16 protein-coding genes are annotated in these 22,954 nt (G+C 32.2%); 13 read left to right on the forward strand and 3 right to left on the reverse strand.

All coding sequences use genetic code 11. The features are described from left to right. Positions 1-86: 86 nt before the first annotated feature. The 8 genes from ACJDTP_RS16375 (at position 87) to ACJDTP_RS16410 (ending at position 11,878) form a co-directional block, all read left to right on the forward strand. Complete coding sequence (locus tag ACJDTP_RS16375; protein ID WP_406761839.1) at positions 87-1,454, forward strand: amino acid permease; 1,368 nt, start codon at positions 87-89, stop codon at positions 1,452-1,454. A 330-nt stretch (positions 1,455-1,784) separates the two neighbouring features. Then, a complete protein-coding gene (locus ACJDTP_RS16380; protein ID WP_406761840.1) occupies positions 1,785-3,500 on the forward strand; it encodes a methyl-accepting chemotaxis protein in 1,716 nt (571 codons plus the stop codon). Positions 3,501-3,852: 352 nt separating this feature from the next. Next, the gene (locus ACJDTP_RS16385) at positions 3,853-4,638 is read left to right on the forward strand and encodes an electron transfer flavoprotein subunit beta/FixA family protein (RefSeq protein WP_264647227.1); all 786 of its coding nucleotides are present in this window, start codon (positions 3,853-3,855) and stop codon (positions 4,636-4,638) included. A 19-nt stretch (positions 4,639-4,657) separates the two neighbouring features. Then, complete coding sequence (locus ACJDTP_RS16390; protein ID WP_161222973.1) at positions 4,658-5,596, forward strand: electron transfer flavoprotein subunit alpha/FixB family protein; 939 nt, start codon at positions 4,658-4,660, stop codon at positions 5,594-5,596. Positions 5,597-5,896: 300 nt separating this feature from the next. Further along, a complete protein-coding gene (locus ACJDTP_RS16395) occupies positions 5,897-7,432 on the forward strand; it encodes an L-lactate permease (RefSeq protein WP_161222974.1) in 1,536 nt (511 codons plus the stop codon). A 203-nt stretch (positions 7,433-7,635) separates the two neighbouring features. Further along, positions 7,636-9,063 carry an FAD-binding oxidoreductase gene (locus tag ACJDTP_RS16400; protein ID WP_077840756.1) on the forward strand — a complete coding sequence of 476 codons (1,428 nt, stop codon included), beginning with the start codon at positions 7,636-7,638 and terminating at the stop codon, positions 9,061-9,063. Between the two features lie 87 nt (positions 9,064-9,150). After that, positions 9,151-10,290, forward strand: coding sequence for an acyl-CoA dehydrogenase (locus ACJDTP_RS16405; RefSeq protein WP_077840757.1), 1,140 nt, complete (start codon positions 9,151-9,153; stop codon positions 10,288-10,290). A 727-nt stretch (positions 10,291-11,017) separates the two neighbouring features. After that, the gene (locus tag ACJDTP_RS16410; RefSeq protein WP_406761841.1) at positions 11,018-11,878 is read left to right on the forward strand and encodes an ABC transporter substrate-binding protein; all 861 of its coding nucleotides are present in this window, start codon (positions 11,018-11,020) and stop codon (positions 11,876-11,878) included. Between the two features lie 452 nt (positions 11,879-12,330). Here the strand turns inward: ACJDTP_RS16410 and ACJDTP_RS16415 are convergent, their stop codons facing one another. After that, positions 12,331-12,978 carry a lactate utilization protein gene (locus tag ACJDTP_RS16415; RefSeq protein WP_406761842.1) on the reverse strand — a complete coding sequence of 216 codons (648 nt, stop codon included), beginning with the start codon at positions 12,976-12,978 and terminating at the stop codon, positions 12,331-12,333. Positions 12,979-13,183: 205 nt separating this feature from the next. Between ACJDTP_RS16415 and ACJDTP_RS16420 the strand changes: the two genes are divergently transcribed. Together ACJDTP_RS16420 and ACJDTP_RS16425 are read left to right on the forward strand one after the other, a co-directional pair. Continuing rightward, complete coding sequence (locus ACJDTP_RS16420; protein ID WP_373866470.1) at positions 13,184-13,402, forward strand: hypothetical protein; 219 nt, start codon at positions 13,184-13,186, stop codon at positions 13,400-13,402. Positions 13,403-14,003: 601 nt separating this feature from the next. Next, positions 14,004-15,113, forward strand: a complete 1,110-nt coding sequence (locus tag ACJDTP_RS16425) for an aldo/keto reductase (RefSeq protein ID WP_406761843.1) — start codon at positions 14,004-14,006, stop codon at positions 15,111-15,113. A 122-nt stretch (positions 15,114-15,235) separates the two neighbouring features. Here ACJDTP_RS16425 and ACJDTP_RS16430 read toward each other — a convergent pair whose 3' ends face one another. After that, entirely contained in the window at positions 15,236-16,126 is an 891-nt protein-coding gene (locus tag ACJDTP_RS16430; protein WP_406761844.1) for an SDR family oxidoreductase, read from the reverse strand. Positions 16,127-16,761: 635 nt separating this feature from the next. Here ACJDTP_RS16430 and ACJDTP_RS16435 point away from each other — a divergent pair. Then, positions 16,762-17,631, forward strand: coding sequence for a Tim44 domain-containing protein (locus ACJDTP_RS16435; protein WP_406761845.1), 870 nt, complete (start codon positions 16,762-16,764; stop codon positions 17,629-17,631). A gap of 139 nt (positions 17,632-17,770) precedes the next feature. Here the strand turns inward: ACJDTP_RS16435 and ACJDTP_RS16440 are convergent, their stop codons facing one another. Then, positions 17,771-18,334, reverse strand: coding sequence for a TetR/AcrR family transcriptional regulator (locus ACJDTP_RS16440; RefSeq protein WP_406761846.1), 564 nt, complete (start codon positions 18,332-18,334; stop codon positions 17,771-17,773). Between the two features lie 161 nt (positions 18,335-18,495). On the opposite strand from ACJDTP_RS16440, the gene ACJDTP_RS16445 reads away from it, so the two are divergent. Both ACJDTP_RS16445 and ACJDTP_RS16450 read left to right on the forward strand, forming a co-directional pair. Beyond that, complete coding sequence (locus ACJDTP_RS16445) at positions 18,496-19,593, forward strand: efflux RND transporter periplasmic adaptor subunit (protein WP_406761847.1); 1,098 nt, start codon at positions 18,496-18,498, stop codon at positions 19,591-19,593. Further along, complete coding sequence (locus ACJDTP_RS16450; RefSeq protein WP_406761848.1) at positions 19,593-22,718, forward strand: efflux RND transporter permease subunit; 3,126 nt, start codon at positions 19,593-19,595, stop codon at positions 22,716-22,718. The genes ACJDTP_RS16445 and ACJDTP_RS16450 overlap by 1 nt, the downstream gene beginning before the upstream one ends. The last annotated feature ends 236 nt before the right edge of the window (positions 22,719-22,954 follow it).

A 22,954-nucleotide genomic window follows, 5' to 3' on the forward strand; every position in this document is an offset into this window, starting at 1 on the left:
CTCGTCCACAGATTTTATTGGAATATAAATTTCTAAAGAATAAAAAAGCATTTATCTATATGCTTTGATAAATATGGAGGAATAAAATGGATAAATCAACATCAGAAAATCAAAATTTATCAAGAGGACTAAAAAATCGGCATGTTCAGTTACTTGCTATAGGAGGTGCAATTGGTACAGGATTATTCCTTGGTTCAGGAAGATCAATTCACTTAGCTGGTCCATCTATCTTATTTGCTTACATAATAACAGGAATAATATGCTTCTTTATTATGCGTGCTCTTGGGGAATTATTATTATCTAATTTAAATTATCATTCATTTGTAGACTTTGTATATGATTATTTAGGGAATGGAGCGGCATTTATTACTGGATGGACATATTGGTTCTGCTGGATTTCAGTTGGTATGGCTGACTTGACTGCAGCAGGGTTATACATACAATACTGGCTTCCTAATATACCTCAATGGCTTCCAAGTCTTATTGTTCTTGTAATTTTACTAATTATGAATCTTACAGCAGTAAAACTATTTGGTGAAATGGAATTTTGGTTTGCTTTAATTAAAGTTGTTGCAATCTTAGCACTAATTATAATTGGTATATTTATGATTATTAGAGGATTTTCTACAGATGCTGGTACATCAAGCTTTGCAAATCTTTGGAGCCACGGCGGTTTATTTCCAAATGGAATAAATGGTTTTATTCTTTCATTCCAAATGGTAGTGTTTGCTTTTGCTGGAATTGAATTAGTTGGCCTTACAGCTGGAGAAACTGAAAGACCAGAGCATGTTATTCCAAAAGCTATTAACAATATTCCAATTAGAATCATTATATTCTACATAGGAGCTCTTATTGTTATCATGAGCATATATCCTTGGAATTCAATTAATCCAGATAAAAGTCCATTTGTTCAGGTGTTTGCAGCCGTAGGAATTGTGGCAGCAGCAAGTATTGTAAATTTTGTTGTATTAACATCAGCAGCATCTGCTTGTAATAGTGCGATCTTCAGTACAAGCCGTATGGTTTATTCACTTGCTAAAGAGGAAAATGCACCTGAATCAATGAAAAAGCTGACATCTAGTCAAGTACCTTCAAATGCTACAATGTTTTCAGCAATTGTTATTTTGATTTCAGTTATTTTAAATTTTGTTATGCCAGAAGGGGTATTCGTACTTATAACAAGTATATCGACATTTTGTTTTATCTATATTTGGGCAATCATAGTTATCTGCCACATGAGGTATAGAAAAACTAATCCTGAACTTGCTGCAAAGAGCAAATTTAAAATGCCACTTTATCCAATAATAAACTATATAATTCTAGCATTTTTTGCTTTTATATTAGTTGTATTGGCACTTAACAATGAAACTCGTGTTGCTTTATTTGTAACTCCTGTATGGTTTATAGTTCTTGGTGTTATTTACAACATACTTAAGGCAAAAAAAGAAAGATAAAGAAGAGGTCAAAAGAAATTTAATAAATAATTAATTAATTGGTAAGAGCTTATATAATTTAAGCTCTTATTTTTACGGTGTGCCCAGTATGTTGTGAGCACGTGGTAATCGATGAAAGTATGTGATGGTGATGTCAACTATTAACTTTAGATAATGGTTGTTTTTTATAATATTGGTTAAATTATAAATGTAATCCTCTACTTCGACATGTTTCTGTATTTCTCAAAAAAAGTATGATATGCTATATATGAGCAGTATTTATTTCTTTAGGATCAAGTAGGCGAGAATATTAATATTGAAGAATATGTTTAAAAAAGAGGTGGTGCAAAAATGAAATTATTTGCAAATTTAAGTATTAAGAAAAAGATTGTTACTGTATTTTTATCAATCTTTATTTTAATTATTTTTATAGGAGTAGAAGGTATATTAAGTTCTGAAAAAATAAATAATAATGCAAAGGAAATGTATAGTAATAATTTAGTGTCAATTAAGGATTTAGAAGAAATTCAAGGTAGCATAAATGAAACCAGGGCAAATCTAGTTACAATAGTTTTTGAAAGAGATGTAAATAAATTAGACAAGTATATTAAAACCATTAATGATATAGATAAAGAACATCAAAAATTCTTAGATGAATATGATAGCTTGCCTGTTGTATCACAAGAAGAAAAGATATATTCTAGTTTTGCCAATGACTTAGGGAAATATAAGGAAGCAAGAGGTAAGGTAATTGATCTTGCAAAAGCTAATAATTATGATGATGCAATTAAGCTTTATAATTCAGATATAGTTCCAATAACTGATACTATTCTTGAAAAAATTCAAAAATGTATTGATATAAATGAAGATTCCGCAGAGCAAGCTAATTTAGCTAATACAGCTGAATTTAATAGCGTTAGATATACAATAATAATTTTTACAATTATAGCATTTTTAATTGCAAATTTAATGGCATTCATGCTAGAGAAAAGTGTAGATATGCCATTAAAGAAAATAAAAGAGTTAGCACAAAGATTATCAAACTATGATTTTTCAACTCCAATTGTAGTAGTAGAAAAAGATGAGTTTGGACAAGCAGGAATAGCCTTAAATATTGCACAAGAGAATGTAAGAAACTTAGTAAAAGCAATTATTGAAAATTCACATGATTTAAGTGCATCAAAACAAGAAATTTCAAAAGTTTTTGAAGATTTATACTTTAAAGCTATTACTGTAGATGAATCAGTAAGTGCTATTGCTTCTGGAATGCAAAACACATGTGCTGCCACAGAAGAGATAAGTGCATCTATTCAAGAAGTTGATTCAAGTATTAATATACTTTCTTCTAAAGCTATGGAAGGAAGCAGCAATGCAAGCCAATCTAAAGAAAGATCAATAGAAGTTAAAAATAACAGCCAAAAAGCAATAAATGAAACCAGAAAAATATATGCTGAAAAACAAAAAATGATGGTAAAGGCTATTGAAGATGGGAAAGTAGTAGATAGCATAAAAGTTATGGCAGATACTATTGGAGATATAGCAGAGCAAACAAATTTACTTGCATTAAATGCAGCAATAGAGGCGGCAAGAGCTGGAGAACATGGAAAAGGCTTTGCAGTAGTAGCGGAAGAGGTTAGGAACCTTGCAGAGCAATCAGCTCAGGCGGTAATAAATATTCAAGAAACCATTGTTAAAGTTCATGAAGCATTTAGAAGCAGTATTGATACAGGAAGTGATATATTAGAATTTATAAATACAGAGGTAGATGAACAATTTAATGATTATGGTAAAACAGGTACTCAGTACTATAATGATTCGGATCTTGTAAGCAAAATGACTGAAGAAATTGCTGCAATGTCTGAAGAAATCACGGCTACAGTTGGACAAGTAAGCGAGGCTATTCAAAATATGGCTGAAGATTCACAAAAATCAAATGAACAAGCAGAAAACATAAGAGAAAGCATGAGTGGAACTACAACTGCCATAGAAAAAGAGGCGCTTACTATACATAAGCAAGGAGAGATTATTCAAAAGCTTAGTGAAATAGTTCAAAAGTTCAAAATATAATTGATACGAAATATCAACCATCACATCTATGTATGTAGTGGTTGATATTTTTTTTTTGAAGTTATGTAAGATTAAATGAGATTATTTAATAGTAAATTCAGTTATAATGCACTAAAAAAGCAATATCGCAACCTAAAATATATTCATAAAAAAATTTTTATATTAGGGATTGAAATATATGGTACCGTGTGTTAGAATTTACTTGTGAATTGGTAAGACCAATTCACGATATCGTATACAAGAAATGAATTAGCGATAATATTTATTTGATGGTACTTTTTACCACCAAAGAAAAGAATGGTTTTATCAAAAAACAATTTAGCAATATAAAAGGATAAAGGAGAGGGAAAGTATGCAGATTCTGTTATGTGTAAAGCAGGTTCCAGATGATTCAATTGAAATCCATTTGGATAATGAAAAGAAAAAACCTAAATTAAATGGAGTCAGTTTGGTTGCAAATGCATTTGATACATATGCATTAGAGCTAGCGGTTCGTTTTACTGAGGCTCATGGAGGAAAAGTAAGTGTATTAACAGTTGGAGCAGATGATTCTTTAAACACATTAAAAAATTGCATTGCTGTAGGAGCTAAAGAAGCATTTTTTGTAAAAGATGACTTATATGCAGATTTAGATGCTATGGGAACAGCTGATGTTTTGGCAGATGCTATTCATAAGATTGAAGCAGACAAAGGTGAAAAATTTGATTTGATTCTCTGTGGAAAAGAATCTACAGATGAAATTACTGGTCAAGTTGGAGCTATGCTTGCAGAAAAATTAAAGACAGGCTATGTCAGCAGCGCTATTGAAATCGATTTAAAAGATAATTCTATGGAAATTCATCAAGAAACTGAAGAAGGATATAATTTAGTTTCACTAGAATGTCCAGCTGTAGTAACAGTAAGCAAGCCAGATTATGATCCACGTTATCCTACTATAAAAAGTAAGATGGCAAGCCGTAAGGCAGTAATACCAACTTATTCAGCAGCAGAAATTGGAGAGGTAAAACAAGCAAAAGTACGTTGCATAGAATATGTTGCACCTCCTAAGAAAGAGGCTGGTATCAAGATTCAAGAGAAGGATGCTACTTTAGCAGTAAGTGCTGTTATGGAGCAAATGAAAAAAGATAAGGCAATCTAATTAAGGAGGAAACGAAAGTATGAAAGCATTATTATTCATTGAAACAGATGGAGAAAAGGCATTAGGTGGAAGTATTGAACTTATTAGTGCAGCAAAAGCATTAGATGCAGAAGGAACTGCTCTTGTGGTAGGAAATAAAGCTATTGCAGATACAATAGCAGCATTTGGAATTCCAGTTATTTTTACTGATACAGCTACAGATTGTGATACTATGACAGAAGTATTATCAGAAACTGTTAAGGAACAAAATCCAGATATTGTTTTATTAGCTAATACAACACTTGCTAAAGATGTTGCACCACGTATTGCAGGTCGTATGAATTTGGGATGTGTAAGTGACGTAATAGGAATGAATAAGGCTGATAATAAAGTTATATATACTAGACCAGCTTATGGCGGCACAATCTTAGAACATATTGAAGTAGAGGGAACAGCTGTAGTAACAGTTAGAAATGGAAGCTTTCCTAAGCCAGAAGCAACTTCAAATGCAGACGTTACAGAAAAGAAAATAGAAATTCCAGCTGATGCTGTTAAGGCAAAAATTATTGATACAGTAAAAGAAATTTCTGAATCCGTTAATTTAGAAGAAGCTGAAGTTATTGTTTCTGGTGGACGTGGAATGGGAAGTGCAGAAAACTTCAAACTAGTTGAAGAATTAGCACGTGTACTTGGAGGCGTAGTGGGCGCAACAAGACCAGCAATTGAAGACGGTTGGATTTCTCGTGCACACCAAGTTGGACAATCAGGAAAAATCGTAGCACCAAAACTTTATATTGCGTGTGGTATTTCAGGAGCAACACAACATACATCAGGAATGACAGGCTCTAATTATATTGTAGCAATTAATAAAGATGAAGAAGCTCCAATCTTTGAAGTTGCTAATGTAGCAATTGTTGGAAATGTAAATGAAATCCTTCCAATTATGATTGAAGAAATGAAAAAAGCAAAAGCAGAATAAATACTTTTTCCAGATAAGATAAAAGGTTGTCGCACTAAAAAATTAGCACGACAGCCTAAAAAATAAATCTCAATTCACAAGAAAATGAAATTATGTATAAATTTCACACTTGTATACATGGAGAATTATTAAAAAACATAATTGAATAAGAGACGCAGCATATAAAAAACAACTAAATCCGAATATATGTAAAAATAGTATTGAATCAACAAGTGGGAAGCTATGTAATTAAGACCAAAAAAGTAATAACGATTTTTAAAAGGTTATACCATTTAAAAATCGTATGAGGAGGATAAAGGAATGTTGTTTTTTAAATTCTTAATGGCGATATTACCTATCATTTGGCTTATAGTTGCACTCAGTGGATTAAAAATGCCGGGTTATAAAGCTTGCTCTATTGCACTTGTTCTTACAATGTTTTTAGCTATTTTTTTCTGGAAATTAAATGTGGTTTATACTGTGACAGGAGTACTTGAAGGAGTGCTCAACGCATTGTGGCCAATCTGTTTAGTTATTGTTGCAGCTTTGTTTACGTATAATTTAATTTTACGTACGGGTGCAATGGATTTCATAAAGGAAATGTTGGCCGGAGTTTCTATGGATAAAAGGGTTTTAACATTAATTATTGGATGGGGATTTGGTAACTTCATGGAAGGAATGGCTGGGTTTGGAACAGCAGTTGCTATTCCAGCATCTATGCTTGCTGGCGTTGGATTAAATCCATTTTCAGCAGTTCTAGCATGTTTGGTTGCTAACAGTACGCCAACAGCATTTGGCTCAGTAGGAATACCGCTTGTAACACTTTCAGCAGTAACCGGAGTTGGATCAAACACATTGGCAGTAAATACAGTAATAATTGAAGGAATTCTTTGCTTTATAAGTCCATTTATTATGGTATGCATCGTAGGTGGAGGAATAAAGGCATTGAAGGGGGCATTTCTTGTTACATTAGTTGCTGCATTATCATTTACAGTACCTGCTTATATTACAGCAACAGCAGTTGGAGCAGAACTTCCAGATATAGTAGGATCTATCTGTTGTATGGTATGTACAGTTGCAGCAGCAAAAATCTTTAATAAAAAGCCTCAAGATGAGTATTGTATTCAAATTAACAAGAAAAAAGAAGAAACAGCTTTATCATTTGGTAAAGCAGTACAAGCATGGTGCCCATTTATTTTAATCTTTGTAATGTTAATGGCTACATCAACATTATGTGCACCAGTTCATGATGCAATTGCAGTATTTAAAACAAGTACAAGCGTATATGCTGGCAAAGGTGGAAATACCCTAACATTTAGCTGGATTAATACACCAGGTATTATCATTCTTGTTGCAGCAGTCATTGGCGGTCTCGTTCAAGGCGCAAAAATATCAACAATACTTGATGTACTGCGTAGCACATTAAAAGCAAACTGGAAAACAATCGTTACAATTTGTGCAGTTATGTCAACGGCAAAGGTAATGGGGTATAGTGGAATGATTTCAGATATTGCAAGTCTTTTAGTTGTAGTAACTGGAGGAGCATACCCATTAATTTCTCCATTAATTGGAGCCATTGGAGGATTTGTAACTGGATCAGGTACATCAACCAGTGTTTTATTTGGAGGATTACAAGTTCAAACTGCGCAAAATCTTGGACTTTCTGGTGCATGGATGGCAGCAGCAAATACTCTTGGAGCAGGTATAGGAAAGATGATTTGTCCTCAAAGTATTGCAATTGGTGCAAGTGCAATTAATCAATCAGGTTCGGAAAGTAAAATTTTAAAAAGCGTATTTAAATATTTTGTTTGTTATGTAGTTATAGCTGGAATAGTATGTTTTGTTGGAACACTTTAAGGCAGTTGATATGTATTACAGGTGACCATTTAAAGTTTACCAGGAAAATTCAGTGGCTTTTAGAAAATTGAAGAATTTATTCAAAAGTCTACATTTTATACCCTTAGGGTATAAGATGTAAACTGAATTAGTTCGGCGTAGTAATTTGCTAAAAAAAGATAAAGTGAACTTTACATCTAATATCTTAGAAAGGAATGAATATTATGGCTGAGTATAATCAATTGACAGAAGAGATAATTTCAAAATTACAGGAGGCAGCACCAGGGCATATTTTAACAGGCGCTGATATAAATGACGACTATAGTCACGATGAAATGCCTATTTACGGAAAAGTAGCCCCACAGGTTGTGTTTATGGCACATTCTACAGAAGAAGTTGCTGCAGTAGTAAAAATATGTAATGAAAATAAAATACCAGTAACTCCAAGAGGAGCAGGAACAGGACTTACAGGTGGAGCAGTTCCACTACTTGGAGGAGTTTTAATTGATATTACAAAAATGAACAAAATAATTTCTTATGATTTAGAAAATTTTGTTGTTCATGTAGAAGCTGGAGTTCTATTAAATGATCTTGCAGAGGATTGTTTAAAACAAGGATTATTATATGCTCCAGATCCAGGTGAAAAGTTTGCTTGTTTAGGTGGAAATGTTGCAACCAATGCTGGTGGAATGAGAGCTGTTAAGTACGGTGCAACACGTGATTATGTACGTGCAATGACAGTTGTTCTTCCAACAGGAGAAATTACTAAATTCGGTGCTACAGTATCAAAAACAAGTTCGGGTTATAGCCTTTTAAATCTAATGATTGGTTCAGAAGGTACACTTGGAATTATTACAGAACTTACATTGAAAGTAATGCCAGCGCCAAAGGTAGTAGCAAGTTTAATTATTCCTTTTGAAAATTTAGATGATTGTATTTCTACTGTTCCAAAATTTAGAATGGAACACATGAATCCACAAGCGATAGAATTCATGGAAAGAGAAATTGTTTTATCTAGTGAAAGATATATTGGAAAGAGTGTATTCCCACAAGTAATTGATGGAGTTACTGCAAATGCTTATTTACTTGTTACTATAGATGCAGGTAATGAAGATGAATTAAATAATCTTATTGAGCAAGCAAGTGAAATAGTATTAGAAGCAGGAGCAATTGATGTTCTTGTAGCTGATACACCTGCAAAAATAAAAGATGCATGGGCTGCACGTTCAAGTTTCTTAGAAGCTATTATGGCAGAAACAAAATTGTTAGATGAATGTGATGTTGTAGTTCCAGTAAATAAAATAGCTCCTTATCTTGCTTTTGTAAATAAAACTGGTGAAGAGTGTGGATTAACTATTAAGAGTTTTGGACATGCAGGAGATGGAAATCTTCACATATATCAATGTAGTAACGATTTAGAAGAAGAAGAATTTAAAACAAGAGTTGATAAATTCTTTAAGATCATTTACGAAGAAGCAATCAAATGCGGTGGACTTGTTTCAGGTGAACATGGAATTGGTAGTGGAAAGATGAGTTATTTAGCTGATAGCGTTGGAGAAATAAATATGGAATTAATGAAAGGTATTAAAGAAGTATTTGATCCAAATTCTATTATGAATCCAGGTAAGGTATGCTGTCCAATAGAAAATTAAGCTCATAATTAATAATTTATATATATATTAATATCCCATGAAATAAAAAAAGGAAAAGATGAAAAAAAAGAAAGGTAGGAAATTAAAATGGATTTTAAACAAGATGAGAATCACCAACAATTACAAGAAATGTATCGTGAATTTGCAGAAAATGAGGTAAAACCAATTGCAAAAGAAATAGATGAAAGTATGCGTTTCCCAGAAGAAAATGTAGCAAAAATGGCTGAAATGGGCTTGCTTGGAATTCCATTTCCTGAAGAATTCGGCGGAGCTGGAATGGATACATTAAGTTATGTACAATGTGTAGAAGAATTATCTAAATGTTGTGCTACAACAGGTGTTATAGTTTCAGCACATACAAGCCTTTGTGCAACACCAATTTACACATATGGTACAGATGCTCAAAAAGAAAAATATTTAAAACCTCTTGCTTCAGGTGAAAAATTAGGTGCCTTTGGATTAACTGAACCTGTAGCTGGAACTGATGCTTCAATGCAAAAGACAACAGCAGTATTAGATGGAGACAATTATGTATTAAATGGAAGCAAAATCTTTATTACTAATGCAGGATATGCAGATATCTATATTGTTTTTGCTATGACAGATAAGAGTAAAGGAACAAAAGGTATTTCAGCGTTTATCGTTGAAAAAGACTTCCCAGGATTTTCAGTTGGAAGTCATGAATTAAAGATGGGAATCCGTGCATCTTCTACATGTGAATTATTCTTTGATAACTGTATAGTTCCAAAGGAAAATCTTTTGGGAGAAGAAGGAAAAGGATTTGGTATTGCAATGGCAACTCTTGATGGAGGCCGTGTTGGTATAGCTGCACAAGCTCTTGGTATTGCAGAAGGTGCAATAGAAGAGACTGTGAAATATGTTAAGGAACGTGTTCAATTTGGAAAATCTATTGCTCAATTCCAAAATACACAATTTGAACTTGCTCAAATGCGTGCAAATACTGAAGCTGCAAAACTTTTAGTATATCAAGCTGCATGTGCAAAAGACGATCACCAAAAATTCACACATTTAGCTGCTATGGCAAAATTATTTGCTGCTAGAAATGCTACTGATGTAACAAATCGTTGTTTACAATTATTTGGTGGTTATGGATACACAAGTGATTATCCAATTGAAAGAATGATGCGTGATGCTAAGATAACAGAAATCTATGAAGGAACATCAGAAGTTCAAATGATGGTACTTTCAGGATGGATGCTTAGATAATATTATAAAAAACTAGTTAAAATTAAAATGCCCTCACATTAGGCACATGAGAAAATAATAAATCAACCTGCATACTGATTTATTATTTTCAGATTGTGAATTAAACCTATTTAAATAAACTATATAAGGATAACAAGTTTTCTACAATTGTAGGGAACTTGTTATTTTTTATGCATTTATATAGATATTCAACTACTTATGTGATAACTTACCGAAATCATAAATATTTTGATTCCGAAAAGCTATGAAAATATCGCTGAAGGTTCTAAGCAGCAGGTTGTATCCACTTTAGCATGCTCCAACTTTCAGTTTGACAAGCTAAAATGGAACAACCTACAGCAAAGAACCTTTAACAGCTTATTTTCAAATGTTTTCTCCACAAATATATTTATGATTTCTAGTGAAGATATGAGCTTAAAGTTTTAGCAATTTTGCAAATTTGTTCATCTAATAAACATTACAACTCAATATCAAATGCATCTTTCAAAAACATGTATCAAATTTCTAGTATAATTCACAAAGATTAAAGTATAGATATATCTTTTGGGTTGGGGATCGATATAGATACCCAACTAAAACCTGAACTTATGTATATAAATATCAAAATGAGAAGATTGCTTATTAGAATAATTTCTTGATTATAGAAAAAAATGTTTAAAATTTATTATATTAAGCAAAATATCAGTGGATTTAAAAATTACTATTTTATTTTAAAAGGGAGGCTTATATGGAAAAGATACTTAAGAAATTATTGATATTTATTGTTATAGTAAATTTTATTGGAATAATGTTTGAATGTACTGCTCTAAAAGATAATAGTAAAACTGCATTAGCAAATGTCTCAATTGAAGAAGATAGGTTGCAGAGAATAAAAGAAAAAGGAGTAATAAATGTCGCGGCAATAACAAGCAGTCGTACATATTTTTATAAAGATGCCAATACAAATAAGGTATCTGGTATAGAAGCCGATATACTAAATGAAATTATAAAACGGCTTCGGATGAATGCAAAAATTGAAATCAACGAAGCAACATTTCTAAATTTTTTAGAAAAATTAACTATTGATGATACTATAGATATAGCATCAGGCGGAATATTTATAACGCCAGAACGTGAAAAGCTTGTAGCATTTACTCAGCCATTATATAAAATTTCAGAATCTATTGTGGTTCCAGCATTATCAACTATTAATTTTAAGAGTGATTTAAAAACTTCAGTGGTTGGAGTTGTAAAAGGTACAGTATATGAAAAGTTAGCAGAAAGATGGAAGAATGATAACTTAATAAAAGATATAGCAACTTTTGATACTCTGCCTGAATTATTTAATGCCGTAAGTAGTATAAAAGTTGATGCAGGTATATTAGATTCTGTTGTCGGAAAATATTCTCTATTTAAAAATTCTAAGCTTCCTTTAAGATTACTAAGAGATTATACTCCAGAGTTAACTAACAATGTTGGCATAGCTATGAGAAAAAATGACATAACATTATTGAATGCTTTTAATGAAAAAATTAGTGAGATGAAAGCAGATGGTACAATGTATGCTATTTTTGTTGATAATGGCTTAGATAAAACTAATATGGCTTAAAATTAATAGCTAAATATATCTAAAAGGTGATTATAAGGCTATTAGATAGCCTTATAACACTGGGCTTATTTGCTTAAAAAAGTTAAGCAGAAATATGTGGACTTTTTCAGTGGCACCTTCCGATGTGTATTTATATATTTAAAAATTTGTTACTTTTAAATTCGTACAAACAGAGAAATTGGATACATATTTGTGTAATAGGCATTTGAAAATAAGCTGCATAGGTTCTTAATGGAAGGTTGTTCCACTTACTGCTTGTCACGCTGAAAGCGGGAGCATGCAGTAATGGCGGCAACCTTTCATTTTAGAACCTTTCAGCGAAATTTTCGCAGTCCTATGGAACTAATATGTATTCATTTTCGGTTGTCTTGCGAACCTTTAAAAGGAAACTCGATTCACATACGTTCGCTGAGTAAGCGATTCACACCGAATCACAGATTCTGGTTTTCTGCTTAAAAGCCAAGGTCTTCTCCAATTAGTATAACCTTTATCTTTTTTGCGGGCCTGCTAGTTCTTGTTGTTACCATTTGCGAACAAATACAATCTGGGCTTAGACAGTCTCCACAGCTGCCATTTATATAGCATGGAGTCTTCATATCTTGAAAATGCTGCATATTTGATGGTGCGGCAATTGTTCTAGCTCTTTGAATTGCATCATCAAGAGTTTTCACAACTTTATTCATTCCAGCCACAACTATGACACTTTTAGGCCCAAAAATCATTGCAGCAACACGATTACCATTTCCATCAATGTTAAATAGCTGACCATCCTCGCTTATAGCATTACTGCTCATTAAAAATGTATCACATAAAAGTGCTTTTCTCATAAGTTCTGTCCGTTCTTCTGGACTTTTTCCAGTATCTCTATCTATAACTTGATAGCCTCTTTCTTTTACGAGTTCTTTTATGCCAATTTCAGTTAAGGTTTCAGAGCCACCCCAAGATACAACGTGATTTTCTGGAATTAAATCCAAAATTTGCTTAACTGCTTCATCCTTAGTCTTGCAATAATAAGCATCAAAATGACGCTTTTTCAAAGCCTCAATTATTTTTGTGCTTAGCTTATCATAACGTTTTATTAATATAGATTGTCTTGTCATTTTAAAGGTCCCCCTAATTCATATATTTTATGTTATTCCTTGCGGAGAAAGTTAAATTGATATTTCTATAATATATTTATAACATAATTAACCAGTTTATATAAGAGCGCACTTTTCTGTAACATAGTATAAAAAATGATACTAAAAGATAAGTGAATATAATAATTTATTAGGAATATAATTAAGTAATGAAATCAAAGGAGATATGGATTTGAAGCTTGATTTAGATAAAAAAGATTTAATTTCTTTAGTTAAAGGAACGGACCCAAATTTAAATGTAATGGAGCATCCTAAAATAAGTTGTTGTGGAAATTATAGAGTGCAAAATAGTAGATGGGATTGGAATCAGCATGTTTTTGAAAAATATACTGATGAAGAAATATATGAAATATATAAGATATGCAAAAATAGTTGGGGTGAATAGATATCCAAATTTAAAGCTAGATTTATGTGGTACTTACCGAAATCATAAATATTTTGTTCCGAAAAGCTATGAAAATATCACTGAAAATTCTAAGTTGCAGGTTTCACCACTTTAGCATGCTCCTACTTTCAGTATGACAAGCTAAAGTGGAACAACCAACAACTAAGAATATTAGCAGCTCATTTTCAAATGTTTTCTCCACAAATATATTTATGATTTCTAGTGAAGATATGAACTTAAAGTTTTGAAAACTCTATAAGCATATTTATCTAATAAGTCAAATTCTTAAATTGGGTATCTATAAGCGTGGAGGAATACACCTCTAAATATAAAGTTAAGTAAATAAGTAGGTTTTGATTCTTGGAAGCCCATGAAAATGAGGCGTTAACTTTGCGTAAGATGAATTTAGTATTGCAATCCAGAAATTACTTTTTCATTTTAGGGGGTAGAGTGAAAAAAATACTTGACTTAGAGTTTACTCAAAGTAGTAGAATTTAGTTTGTAATAAGAATTACTTAAATATTTAATTCACTTTATGATTGAGGGCATGAAAATTACAATATAATTTACTATTTTAAAAGAGTTAAGGAGAAACGAAGAGATGGAGAAGAAAAAATTAGGATTTGGATTTATGCGTCTTCCGCTAAAAGATCAAGAAAATCAAGAAAGTATCGATTTTGAAATGTTAAATAAAATGGTAGATACTTTTTTGGAAAGGGGCTTTACTTATTTTGATACAGCGTATATGTATCATGCATTTAAGAGTGAAATTGCTTTAAGAGAATCTTTAGTAAAACGTCATAAGAGAGATCGTTTTACAGTAGCATCAAAACTTCCAACTATGTTCTTGAAAAAAGAGGGAGATCAAGAAAGAATTTTTGACGAGCAGTTAGAAAAATGCGGCGTGGATTATTTTGATTATTATCTCCTTCACAACTTAGGTATATCAAATTATAAAAATGCTCAAAAGTTTGATAGTTTTGCATTTGTTCAAAAAAAGAAAGAAGAAGGAAAAGTAAAAAATATGGGCTTTTCTTTTCATGATAATGCAGATTTATTAGATGAAATTTTAACTGCTCATCCAGAAGTAGATTTTGTTCAATTACAAATTAATTATATTGATTGGGACAATGAAAGTATTCAATCTAGAAAATGCTATGAAGTTGCAAGAAAACATAATAAGCAAGTTGTTGTTATGGAACCAATTAAAGGCGGGACTCTTGCAAATGTACCAGAAGAAGCAGAAAAATTGTTTAAAGAATACCATAAAGATATGTCTGTACCATCATGGGCAATAAGATTTGTAGCAAGTCACGAAGGAATAATGATGGTATTAAGTGGTATGTCAAATATGGAACAACTTCTTGATAACACAGGTTATATGCAAGATTTTGTGCCTTTAAATGATGAAGAAAAAGAAATTATTAAAAAAGCTACAGATATTATTAATAGTAGCATTGCAGTTCCATGTACTGCATGTCAGTATTGTGTAGATGGATGTCCAAAGAATATTCAAATACCAAAATATTTCTCTCTATATAATAACTATAAACAATTTGGCCCTGGAATTTCCAAGGTCTACTATAATAATTTAACTCAAGAGCATGGAAAGGCTTCTGATTGCATAGGGTGTAAGCAATGTGAAGGACATTGTCCACAACATATAGAAATTACAAAATGCTTAAACGATGTAGCGGCAGTATTTGAATAAGAATTGGATTAAAATGAACTAAATTATTTAAGAGCCAAGCAAAAAACAATTTTAAGGATTGTTTTTGCTTGGCTCTTTATCTTATCTCTAATTGAGAGGATATTTAAAAAAGATATAAAGAACTAAGCTCTATCAATGGCCTTAATTAGTCCTAAATGTTCTGGCTTCCATCCAAGTCTTTCTTGAGTTAAAACATTGGATGCTGGAATATCTGCAGCAATAAGCTGTCCTAGAGCTCCAAAATGGTTAGTTGCCTCTTCTAGAGATATTGATTTGGTTGGTACACTAAGACGACGGCCGATAGCTTCTGCAATTTCGCGCATAGGCACACCTTCGTTAGCTACTGCATGAAATATTGATCCGGTTGATGCTTTTTCTAGTGCTAGTCTATAAAGTTTTGCAGCATCAAGTCTGTGAACAGCTGGCCAGCGGTTAAAGCCATCGCCTACATAAGCAGAGAAGCCTTTACTGCGAGCCATTTCAATAAGCATAGTAACCAAGCCATATTTTTCACCATCACCATATACTATTGGTGCAGGGCGAACTACTGACACACGCACACCTTTAGATGCTAGTGAAAGTGCCAATGCTTCTGAAGCCGCTCTAGGTCCTGCAGTTAAACTCTTGCTAGCTTTATCATTTTCAGTTACGACATCACCAATCTTGATGCCTGCGGTTCCAAATGTAATTACTAATGGCTTATTAGTTCCTGCAAGTGCAGAACCTAGGGTCTCAATAGCATTACGATCAGTTTTGCAGCAAGCTTCAAAATTAGTAATAAAATTATCATGATCAAAGGCTGCATGAATTACTCCGTCTGAGAAAGAAGCACCACTGCGAAGACTGTCAAGATCCTCCAAAGAGCCATGATGGGCGGTAGCTCCAATAGCAGTAAGTGATGCAGCTGATACATCTGACCTAGCAAGTCCTATTACATTATGCCCTGCATCAAGTAATTCTTTAACGATTTTAGATCCTATAAATCCTGTAGCACCTGTAACAAAAATACGCATGTTAAATTCCACCTTTCAAGTTAAATATATTATCATAGTTAAAAGTTGTGAGTTACAAAATATAAAATGTGTAACTTATATATGAATTATAACATTTGAGCTTACGAGTTACAAGTATCTTTATATGTAACTTGATAATGTAGGGTATTTTCTTTTTCCAATAAAACTTTTTAACAATGAAAAAAATTAAAAAGTCAAAAAGTTACAAATAAAGAAATTTAACAATATAACAATTTATATTAAACAAGAACCGCATTGATTTATGAAATGTAACGTCTTGAGAATATAAGAAATAATAGATTTTAAATGAATATATCTATATTTGTTTATCTATATACATAATATTGGAATTAATATTATAATTATTATATGACAACAGTGTAATCGAGCATACGATAATGTGCTTACACAAATATACATTTGGAAGAAAAAATATTGAACGAGCTTCGATTAGTATTTATATTGGGCTGTCCAAAATAACAAAAATGCATGAATTTATTACATCTTGAGGATAAAAAACAGCTGAAGCAACATTTTAGAAGCTAATAAAAAATCAATTTTATTTTAATAAGAAGTTTCTTAATGAAGATAGTATTTTGGAATTCATAAACTTATATATATTCAGGGGGAATAATATGTGGGAAATATTTAAAGAGCCAAATAAGCGCAGTAGATATGTTAAGAAGATAGTTCAGATGTTAAATGACTCTGAGACTTTGTATTATTTAAATATGGCTACTGATAGACGTAATAGATATGATAGGGAAGCTATGACGGATCTATTCTTTTTTAAGACTAAAATGTTTATTGTGATAATTACGTTAATAGCACTTTTAAATAAGTTAGGATTACCTGACATTATTAAATGGTATGATAATGGAGGAAAGTTTCCAATAAAATCTGCTTTTTTAGTGGGTTTAAGTTTTGTAATAATTATCATTCATATTTTAAAGTTGGATAATTATTGCATTAATAATCTTATATATAATAACGAGATTAATAAGAAAAAGAAGAAAACAAATGAATTTATAAATACAATAAAAAAAGATCCTAAAAATATCGCTTATGCTTTTCTTAGAAGTACTGTAAAAGAAACATTTTCTAAGGCAATTGAGTCACTGGAACGTATGAACTTTGAAATGTGCCAAAAATATATGGGTACTGAGTTTTATGATGCTCTGCAATCACAATGTAAAAGATACTCTTTTGAGAATGTCGTAAGGATAATAGAAGAACTTGAACTTATAGAAGCAGACCCAGTTGGAATTATTCATCATCATGATAGTTATAAAGATGTTGTCTGGTTCGTCATTAAATATAATGCAAAAGATTATGTTGTAGATGAAACAGATGGAGAGATTCTCTTTGGAAGTAATAAAGTTAAGACTTTTGTACAATATTGGAAGTTTCAAAAGGCAGGGGAAAATACCTGGCTGCTAAGTGATGTGGTAGCAAAAGGAGAGCGTGATATAAAAAAATGTTTTAATATTATTGAAGAGTTTTAATTTTTGCTACAACTTCAACACTCTATGTTTAAGAATAGGAATGATTAATGTAAAGTCTAAACTGTGCATAGTTTCTTTAGAAGTAGAAGAAATTATGCATAGTTTATTAAGTATAATGTTTTAGCTAAGTATGTCTGTTTTATATTAATTTTTTATATTCAAATAGTACACCTTTTGTAACCATTGTCCAAAGTATATCGAATAATTCATCTATTTCGATTTCCTGATTTTCATACCAATGGATTATGGTTGATATTACTGCAGAAAAACAAAATTCACAAAGATACTCAGCGTGAATATTATCCTTAGGTAAGTTAAATGCATTAAAGGCAATTGGAACAATTGTCTTTTTTAGTTTTCCTTTAAATTTAGGATCACCATTTTCACTGAGCAAAATTTTCAAATGTTCACTTTTAGCAAAGAAATATAGCTCAGAAGCTTTAGGTCTTAAACCTTTAATTAAGTGAGGAAACAATATTTTGCTTGCATTATCATGTATATAATGCAGTAAAATATTTTCTTCTTGTTCAAGTATGTCACTTACACTTGTGAAATAAGCATAGAATGTACTTCGGTTATAGCCGGCTACATCAGCTATTTCTTTTACTGTTATCTTATCTAATCGTTTCTTTTTTAAAATCTTCCAAAATGCGTCTATAATATTTCTTTTTGTTTGTTCGGTAATTTCAGGCTGTTTATTCATATTATCTCCTTCTTTCCAACACTTGGGTATCTTTTGTTGATTGATGAAAGTTTCATATCAGTTATAATTTAATTATACAACACCGTGTTGTGTGATTAAAGATGTAATTTGATTGAAAGATTGAAGATGCAATCAAGAAAATTTAAAAGGGGTGCTTTACAATGAAAATTAAGATGATAAAAAAGTTTTTACTCGTTATAGTAATAGTGGCTATTTGTTTTTTTGTTTTTAAAGTAGTGAAAACAAATTCAAAGAAAGAAGAAACCGTTTTGCCACCTCCTGTGGTAAAAACTCTAACGATCTCAACATCCAATAAAGATTCAGAATATATCTATTCAGGAGTAGTCCAACCTCACTATAAAAGTCAACTGGCATTCCAAGTAGGAGGAAAGATTATTAAAAAAAATGTGTCAGTTGGAGATAAGGTAGAACAAGGTGCAGTTCTCATGGAACTTGATTCTAGAGATATTGAACAAGCAGTAAAAAATTCTGAAGCGGCAGTTTCACTAGCAGAAGCCAAATATAAACTGGCTGAAGATAATTTGAAACGATATGAGCCACTTTATCAATCTAAATTTATATCTCAGGCAGAATATGATAATTACGTGAATGCTGATGAAACAGCGAAGGATGCATTAGAGCAGGCCAATGCATTGTATACTCAAAGTTTGAATCAACTGGATTATTGTAAATTATGTGCTGATAAATCTGGAGTAATCAGTGGTGTTGATGCTGAAGAAGGACAAGTTGTCACACCTGGGCAGAAGATTATAACGCTAGTTCAGAATAATCAATTAGAAGTAGAAATTAATGTTCCTGAAAATAGAATTGACCAATTAAAAAGTGCTAAAGAAATCAATATAAGCTTTTCGGCTTTATCAGATGTTAAATTGAAAGGCTCTTTAGGAGAAATTTCTCCAGTAGCTAATGATGCATCACGTACTTATAGAGTTAGAATAAATCTTATAGATCCACCTCCTAGCATAAAAATAGGAATGTCTTCTAGTGTGTCTATTAACGAAAATAACTCATCAAGTCAAATATGGATACCACTTGGAGCCGTATATCAGCCAGATTCATCTCCTGCTGTTTGGGTTGTTAAAGATAATGCAGTTACCCTAAAAAATATTACAGTAAAGGACTTCGGTAGTGATCAGGTTACAGTAAGTGAGGGTTTAAGCGAAGGAGATGTAGTGGTGACAGCCGGCATTACCAAACTACGCGAAGGTCAGGAAGTAAGAGTAGGGGGGGATAATTAATGAAGGGTTTCAATCTGACAGAGTGGTGTCTTAATAGAAAACAACTGGTTTATTTTTTAGCTATTACAATAATTGTGTCTGGGATTTTTGTTTATCCCAAACTTGGAAGAAATGAAGATCCTGAATTTACTATTCGTGAGATGTACATAACTGTCGTTTGGCCAGGTTCAACTGCAAGTCAGGTTGAGGAGCAGGTTACAGATAAAATAGAGAGAAGACTTCAAGATATACCTAATAAGGACTATATAAAAAGTTATTCCTTTCCTGGAAGATCAGTTATTTTCATTGATTTAAAAGATGACGTGGCTTCAGATAAAATTAGAGACACTTGGGTTGAAGTTCGTAATGACATTAATGATATGAAAGGTAACTTGCCATCCAATATAGTTGGCCCTAATTTCAATGATAGATATGATGATGTGTATGGTTGTGTTTATGCATTAACATCTGATGACTATACTTATGAAGAAATGAGAGAAAAAGCAGAAAATATTCGTAGGACTTTATTAAATGTAAAAGATGTTAAAAAAGTTGACTTAATAGGTGTTCAAACAGAAAAAATATCTATTCAGATAGAAAATACTAAAATGGCGCAACTTGGTATTAGTCCTAATACAATCAGCAGTGCTCTACAGACACAGAATTCTGTTATACCATCTGGAATGATTCAGACATCAACAGATAATGTTTATCTTAGAGTAAGTGGAATGTTTGATAATGTTGATAATATCTCAAACTTACCAATTAAAGCAGGTAATCAAACCTTTCGTTTAGGAGATATAGCAACTATTACACGAGGCTATTCTGATCCTCCAGATCCTAAAATGTTTTTTAATGGAAAGGAATCAATAGGAATTGCAGTTTCCATGGAAAAGGGAGGAAATGTTTTAAACTTAGGCAAAAATTTAGACAAAACACTAGATGAGATTAAAAACGATTTACCTCTTGGCTTAAATATAGATCAGGTGGCTAATCAGCCTGAGGCTGTTACAGATTCTATTAATGATTTCTTAGAAACTTTTGTTTTAGCTCTTGTTATCGTAATGGTAGTAAGTTTTGTAAGCTTAGGTTTTAGGACAGGATTAGTAGTTGCAATATCAATTCCACTGGTTATTGCAGGGGTGTTTGTTGGAATGTACTTTTTGGGGATTCCACTTCACAAAGTATCACTTGGAGCTTTAATAATTGCACTTGGACTACTAGTTGATGATGCAATTATAGCAATTGAAATGATGTCAGTTAAACTTGAGGAAGGATGGGATAGGTTTAGAGCAGGTTGTTTCGCCTTTACATCAACAGCTTTTCCTATGCTTACAGGTACATTGATTACTTGTTCTGCTTTTACACCAATAGGATTTTCTAAGGGAAGTGCATCTGAATATACTGGAAGCGTGTTTACTGTAGTTACTATATCATTGCTTTTCTCATGGGTTGTTTCAGTTTGCTTTGTTCCAGTATTAGGTTTTGATTTAATAAAGATTAAAAATAATGAAAATAAAAAATCTGATGTATATGACAGCAAGTTTTATAATAAATTTCGTGGCGTTTTAAATTGGTGCTTAAATCATAGAAAATTAGTAATAACAACAACATTAATATTGTTTTGTACCTCTGGTTATGCACTTTCACATTATGTTCAAAAAGAGTTCTTCCCAGCGGCAACAAGGCCTGAACTTTTAGTAGATATGACTTTACCACAAGGTTCATCAATTAGTGCAACTCAAGAAGCTGCAGATCGTTTATCGGAAGCTTTAAAAGGAAATAAAGACATTGTTAATTATTCTTATTATGTTGGAAGAGGTGCTCCACGATTTGTTTTATCTTTAGAGCCTGCCTCACAGAATAGCAATGTTGCACAGTTTGTTATATTTACTAAAAATATTGCATCAAGAGAAAGGGTAAATAAGAATGTTCAGCAATTGCTTGATAGTGGGTTTGAAAATATTCAAAGTCATATAAAGGTTATCCAAAATGGTCCTCCTAGTAATTATCCTGTCATGTTTCGGGTTACAGGTTATGATAATGACAAAGTGCGTGAAATTGCAGGAAAAGTACGAGATGCCATGGCATCTAATCAGAAATTATACAATATTAATTTCGACTGGTTTGAAAAAACAAAAGCAATGTCTATTGAAGTGGACCAGGATAAAGCTAGGGCACTTGGTTTAGACAGTCAACAAATTTCATTATTCTTGCAAGGACAATTGTCAGGCACTACAGTATCTCAATTTAGACAAGATGATAAGACAGTAGATATAGTAGTTAAAATGGATTCAGTTAACATTAGTGATCTTGGTTATATAAAGAATATAAATATTCCAATACCAAGCGGCGGGTTTATACCAATGGATCAAATTGCTAAAATAAATTATGATGCTGAAGATGGCTATATAGTAAGAAGAGATTTAAAACCGACTATAACAGTCCAAGCAGAAGTATTACCAGGCATAACAGGAAATGATGCTGAGACAAATATATACAATCAGCTTGAAGATTTACGAAAGACTCTCCCTTCAGGATATAGCATAGATATGGGTGGAGCTCTTGAAAGAAGTAATAAAGGATTGGCTCAGGTTAGAGATGTTGTTCCTATTATGATAGTTTTAATGGTAATTCTCTTGATGCTTCAACTACAAAACGTACCAAAGATGATAATGACCTTACTTACAGCACCACTTGGAATAATTGGGGTAACATTAGCTTTACTTATGCTTAACAGTCCAATGGGGTTTGTCGTAGTGTTAGGTATTTTAGCACTAATGGGTATAATCATAAGAAATTCTGTCATCTTAGTTGATCAAATTGCAAATCATATTAAGACTGGAGAATCTGTCCGTGAAGCTATTATAGATTCGACTATCTTAAGATTTAGGCCAATTATCTTAACTGCTGTAGCTGCAATTTTAGGGATGTTACCATTAATTAAAAATACTTTCTGGGGCCCTATGGCAGTGGCAATGAGTGGAGGACTATTTGTAGCAACTATCTTAACCTTGTTTGTACTTCCAGTTATTTATGCTTCTTGGTACAAAGTAGACAAAAAGCCTGAAAATAAAATTGTTCTAGAGAATAAAGAAGTAGAAATAAAGGAGGAGGAAATTATTAATGAAGGCGAGAATGAATAATTTGTATTAAATATATAGACAAACAGTATATAACTTAGACTTATGTAATAACCTACCGAAAGTAAAAACATTATTATTTCACAGGACTATGAAAATTTCGCTGAAAGTGCTAAATTGCAGGTTGCACCACTAATGCTTGCTCCCAATTTCATTGTGACAAGCGTTAATGGAACAACCTACAATTAAGAACTTTTAACAGCTCATTTTCAATGCCTGCTGCATAAAAATGTTTCTAC

It is taken from the genome of Candidatus Clostridium helianthi, assembly GCF_045310795.1.
GTDB lineage: Bacteria > Bacillota > Clostridia > Clostridiales > Clostridiaceae > Clostridium > Clostridium helianthi.

Bases quoted from the DNA above. Each gene is read 5' to 3' on its own strand.
- ACJDTP_RS16375 (WP_406761839.1), top strand. From the start codon at position 87: ATGGATAAATCAACATCAGAAAATCAAAATTTATCAAGAGGACTAAAA.
- ACJDTP_RS16380 (WP_406761840.1), top strand. From the start codon at position 1,785: ATGAAATTATTTGCAAATTTAAGTATTAAGAAAAAGATTGTTACTGTA.
- ACJDTP_RS16385 (WP_264647227.1), top strand. From the start codon at position 3,853: ATGCAGATTCTGTTATGTGTAAAGCAGGTTCCAGATGATTCAATTGAA.
- ACJDTP_RS16390 (WP_161222973.1), top strand. From the start codon at position 4,658: ATGAAAGCATTATTATTCATTGAAACAGATGGAGAAAAGGCATTAGGT.
- ACJDTP_RS16395 (WP_161222974.1), top strand. From the start codon at position 5,897: ATGTTGTTTTTTAAATTCTTAATGGCGATATTACCTATCATTTGGCTT.
- ACJDTP_RS16400 (WP_077840756.1), top strand. From the start codon at position 7,636: ATGGCTGAGTATAATCAATTGACAGAAGAGATAATTTCAAAATTACAG.
- ACJDTP_RS16405 (WP_077840757.1), top strand. From the start codon at position 9,151: ATGGATTTTAAACAAGATGAGAATCACCAACAATTACAAGAAATGTAT.
- ACJDTP_RS16410 (WP_406761841.1), top strand. From the start codon at position 11,018: ATGGAAAAGATACTTAAGAAATTATTGATATTTATTGTTATAGTAAAT.
- ACJDTP_RS16415 (WP_406761842.1), bottom strand. From the start codon at position 12,978: ATGACAAGACAATCTATATTAATAAAACGTTATGATAAGCTAAGCACA.
- ACJDTP_RS16420 (WP_373866470.1), top strand. From the start codon at position 13,184: ATGGATTTGAAGCTTGATTTAGATAAAAAAGATTTAATTTCTTTAGTT.
- ACJDTP_RS16425 (WP_406761843.1), top strand. From the start codon at position 14,004: ATGGAGAAGAAAAAATTAGGATTTGGATTTATGCGTCTTCCGCTAAAA.
- ACJDTP_RS16430 (WP_406761844.1), bottom strand. From the start codon at position 16,126: ATGCGTATTTTTGTTACAGGTGCTACAGGATTTATAGGATCTAAAATC.
- ACJDTP_RS16435 (WP_406761845.1), top strand. From the start codon at position 16,762: ATGTGGGAAATATTTAAAGAGCCAAATAAGCGCAGTAGATATGTTAAG.
- ACJDTP_RS16440 (WP_406761846.1), bottom strand. From the start codon at position 18,334: ATGAATAAACAGCCTGAAATTACCGAACAAACAAAAAGAAATATTATA.
- ACJDTP_RS16445 (WP_406761847.1), top strand. From the start codon at position 18,496: ATGAAAATTAAGATGATAAAAAAGTTTTTACTCGTTATAGTAATAGTG.
- ACJDTP_RS16450 (WP_406761848.1), top strand. From the start codon at position 19,593: ATGAAGGGTTTCAATCTGACAGAGTGGTGTCTTAATAGAAAACAACTG.